Source organism: Salinimonas profundi, assembly GCF_014750655.1.
GTDB lineage: Bacteria > Pseudomonadota > Gammaproteobacteria > Enterobacterales > Alteromonadaceae > Alteromonas > Alteromonas profundi_A.
This window is the reverse complement of the sequence record NZ_JABBXD010000011.1, coordinates 116819-120105: the sequence shown is the minus strand read 5'-3', so window position 1 is coordinate 120105 and position 3287 is coordinate 116819. Positions and strand designations below refer to the sequence as shown.

The 3287-nt window shown below is 40.8% G+C and carries 4 protein-coding genes; all 4 read right to left on the bottom strand.

The window, feature by feature from the left end:
* Positions 1-164 precede the first annotated feature (164 nt).
* The gene (locus HHX48_RS16060; protein WP_139758266.1) at positions 165-629 is read right to left on the bottom strand and encodes a hypothetical protein; all 465 of its coding nucleotides are present in this window, start codon (positions 627-629) and stop codon (positions 165-167) included.
* Positions 630-1028: 399 nt separating this feature from the next.
* Complete coding sequence (locus tag HHX48_RS16055; protein ID WP_191026357.1) at positions 1029-1625, bottom strand: DUF922 domain-containing protein; 597 nt, start codon at positions 1623-1625, stop codon at positions 1029-1031.
* A 139-nt stretch (positions 1626-1764) separates the two neighbouring features.
* Positions 1765-2031, bottom strand: a complete 267-nt coding sequence (locus tag HHX48_RS16050; RefSeq protein WP_018984060.1) for a hypothetical protein — start codon at positions 2029-2031, stop codon at positions 1765-1767.
* A 78-nt stretch (positions 2032-2109) separates the two neighbouring features.
* Positions 2110-2562, bottom strand: coding sequence for a hypothetical protein (locus tag HHX48_RS16045; protein ID WP_191026356.1), 453 nt, complete (start codon positions 2560-2562; stop codon positions 2110-2112).
* Positions 2563-3287: the final 725 nt, after the last annotated feature.

Below are 3287 nucleotides of genomic sequence, written 5' to 3'. Positions count from 1 at the left end.
AAGACATGATGGTTCGCCTCTTTGTTTGCCTAACTCTAAGCGTAGAAGCTCAGAGGTGAGGCGGACCATCTAATTAAACCGCTCTACTGAGCGGCTGAATGTTTTGGGTAAGCTATACCTCAAATGTCTGAAGCTTTTGATACAGAGTTGCATCTGCGTCAAATTCAATCATTCGATAACCAGCGCTCAGATAAGCGCTTAAAATCGAATTTAGATTTAGTGACATAGACCATAGACGCATGAGTGTTTGCATCAGGACTCTCATATAGCTTTACGAACCATCCAGTATCAAGTTTTAGGACCATGTTACACTCGGGATCAGATGCTAAGTCATCCAAGACAACAGTATCAGCACCACTCAGGTGATAATTACTGATCCCAATAGTCCTATAGCTGTCTTCAGAATGTTCAAGCTCACTCAGTAGCAGAGAGTCCTCAAAATTTTGACTATTGATTACTTCCATAGCTTTTTGCTTCATCATTTCCAAATCCCCGCCAAAGGCATTGAACTCTTGTCGAGAAATATTGATCAGTCGCGGTTGAGAGCTTCCATTTATACAGGGGGTGAGATTTATGCTCCCATCAGCACAATTTAGCCAACCAATTGAGCGAATATCACTTAATTTCATAGTCTCTACCCTATTTGCCTAATGTCTGTTGTGAGATTGCTGCTGCTGAACGCACATGGGCATGCTCATCATGTAAGAGATACTGCTTTGTACTATCGTCACACTGGTTATAAAGTGATTGCGCCACTGTGAAACGGCCAATTCTATCGAGTGAATTCACGTCTTGAAGGCATATAACATCTGATTTAGCGAGCTTAGAGATGAGTTTTTCTCTCAGCTTAGTGATACGAAACTTTGTCTTTGTGTTTGCTGCTCTGAAGCTGTTTGTTGAAAGCTCTCTTAAAGTAATCATCTCAAACCTTTTGTTTATGTTGAAAAAGGTAATGTGATTGGTCAGTGTTAAATTTCAAATCTGAGGGAAAGTGACGATAGCGACGATAACTTTGAGGATGAACGGCGCTAACTACTGGTAGATTGCTTCTTATCAATAGCTTCATCAGTCTCTATATGACCATGGATAACTACTTTCATAGCCTTTGAAAAGGCCGCTCTGAAACCATTACATGGAGCTTCAAAACTGTTTGCTTCTTGAGTAATTTCCAAAAACGCTTGTTGGTGGTTGGCGTAATGAAGGTTTTCATGGCTCAAAAGTTTTTTTAAGCTCTTGGCCCAGACCGCTAATTCATCCTTTGTCAGTTTAGCATTAACTAAACGGGGCAGAGTGATCACAGTATGGGCCTTTAGCTCGACCTGGCTCGGGGTACAAATGCCATTTTTTTTAGCCGGTGCTTGTAGATGTTTCCACTTGTAAGAGGTTGATGTCAGCGCATCAGTGGTCATTTCGTGCTCTCTGGCCGTGCGAGATACAACACTTTTTATCGAATCTAATCCAGATACACCAGTTACTGAATAATATGCATATTCGAAGCTATGGGAGCCTTGTAACTGGGACTGTCCTGATACATTAAAGACAGTAAAATATATAGCGCATGCACATAAGAGCTTTTTTGATACGTTAAATGGAGAATGACTGCTGGTGGTTTTGAAGTTAATCATGTTGGTTACTGCGAAAGTTTTTGATAAGCAAAGTGTGTCAGAGAAATAGCTTCCCACAACTTGCGTGGAACCCTACCCTACTGGCAACAGTTTCGCCAATTTAACATTGCAACATTTACCCACCAGCAATCCAGGACGGTTATCTCAAAATAGTATTGAACCGGTCATTGTCAGAAACACAGAATGCAGCTATCAAATCTCTGCGCCCGCTAGAACCCAGTGACTGACCTGATTCTGTCCTAAAGCCTGGCTTCAAATAATCTTGAATCTCATTGAATTGCACATTCAAAATATTCGCATAGTAACCAAAGGGCCTGTCCACTACTTGTTGAGCACGGTTAATTCCCCCTTTAACATCGACTCTAAACTCTTCATCAAACATCTCAAGATCATCTTGTTGGCTCATCTCGTCTCCTTAAATTTTTTAATTCATTACTAAGTAGATTCGCTTTAGGGGAAATTTGTTGTGATTGCTATTACTGGATCAGACATCTGTTAGTAGACTGAATTGTTCCCACATTAGAACGAAGCCCTCTTCAGCATATGTATTGAGCTCTTTCGTTATAAAGTCTGCTTCTGCCTGGAAAGAACCAGCGTGAGAATTCCCTAGAAGAATGTCTAAGTGGCTTTTGCCATCAACAATTCGTAAGCAAGCATCAGTCTTTCCAGGATGAACATAATGGCTATGTAGTCCAGCCAATTTAATCTCAGGCTCTTTTTCACCGAAAAAGTACGATATTGAAAAAAGGTCGGCCCGGCCCTTGGCTACCAATCTACATAAACCATCTGCACCGAGATTTTCAAAGTATGTCTTATTGAAGAATCTTCGTGCCTCGGTACCTGTTTTAAATACATTTGGAAATGTAAGGGTGATACCGAACACAACCGACCTATTGTCATCGCATGTCAGCGCTAAGCCAACGTCTAGTGCACTCATTTTAATCCTTGAGTCTTTGAAGATAGGGAGAATTTCTCAAGTGATAGGATTTTTGCAAATCTGGCAGAAGTAGAACCCCTACCCCCTAGCCCTATTCAATAGAGACGTTGTGTTGTATATCTTTTCTTTAAGGAACCTGTTTTTCATAGCTAGCATCAAACACTGCTCAGTGAACATTTTTATAAAATTATAAATACGTCGACGATCTTTTAGATCTTTAGATCTTTAGATCTTTAACGTTTAGGGAGGCTAGAGCCCCCGTCAATAAAGGGCTGCCGCGCTCAAAGGTGATCGTTTACAGGAAGGGGAGTGATCATTTACGGGAAGTTTGGTGATCGCTTACAGGAAGAAAGGTGATCTGATACAGGGATAAAGGTGATCTGATACAGGTCCTGCAAATGATCACCTTGTGGCGATACTTTGTTCAAATGATACTGTAAGTGATCACTTTCATCCTGTAGACAGTCACTTTATTCCCTGTAAGAGGTCACCTTCACACAGTTTGAAGGTGACCTCTTACAGGAAGATTAATTGGGTAAGCCTGATTTCTTCGCTTCGTTAAATGAGTGTCTATTATCAAAGTAGCTGAAATAGCAAACCAATACAAAGGTGATCATTTACAGGAAATCCGATTTATCAGGATTATTTTCTTTACTTCATAAGGTGATCAGTTACAGGAAATGCGAAGCAGTACTGCTGGTACACCCTAAAGTGACCATTCACAG

What these genes read in the sequence shown, in the direction of transcription:
- HHX48_RS16050 (WP_018984060.1), bottom strand. Translation starts at nt 2,031, where the DNA reads ATGAGCCAACAAGATGATCTTGAGATGTTTGATGAAGAGTTTAGAGTC.
- HHX48_RS16055 (WP_191026357.1), bottom strand. Translation starts at nt 1,625, where the DNA reads ATGATTAACTTCAAAACCACCAGCAGTCATTCTCCATTTAACGTATCA.
- HHX48_RS16060 (WP_139758266.1), bottom strand. Translation starts at nt 629, where the DNA reads ATGAAATTAAGTGATATTCGCTCAATTGGTTGGCTAAATTGTGCTGAT.
- HHX48_RS16045 (WP_191026356.1), bottom strand. Translation starts at nt 2,562, where the DNA reads ATGAGTGCACTAGACGTTGGCTTAGCGCTGACATGCGATGACAATAGG.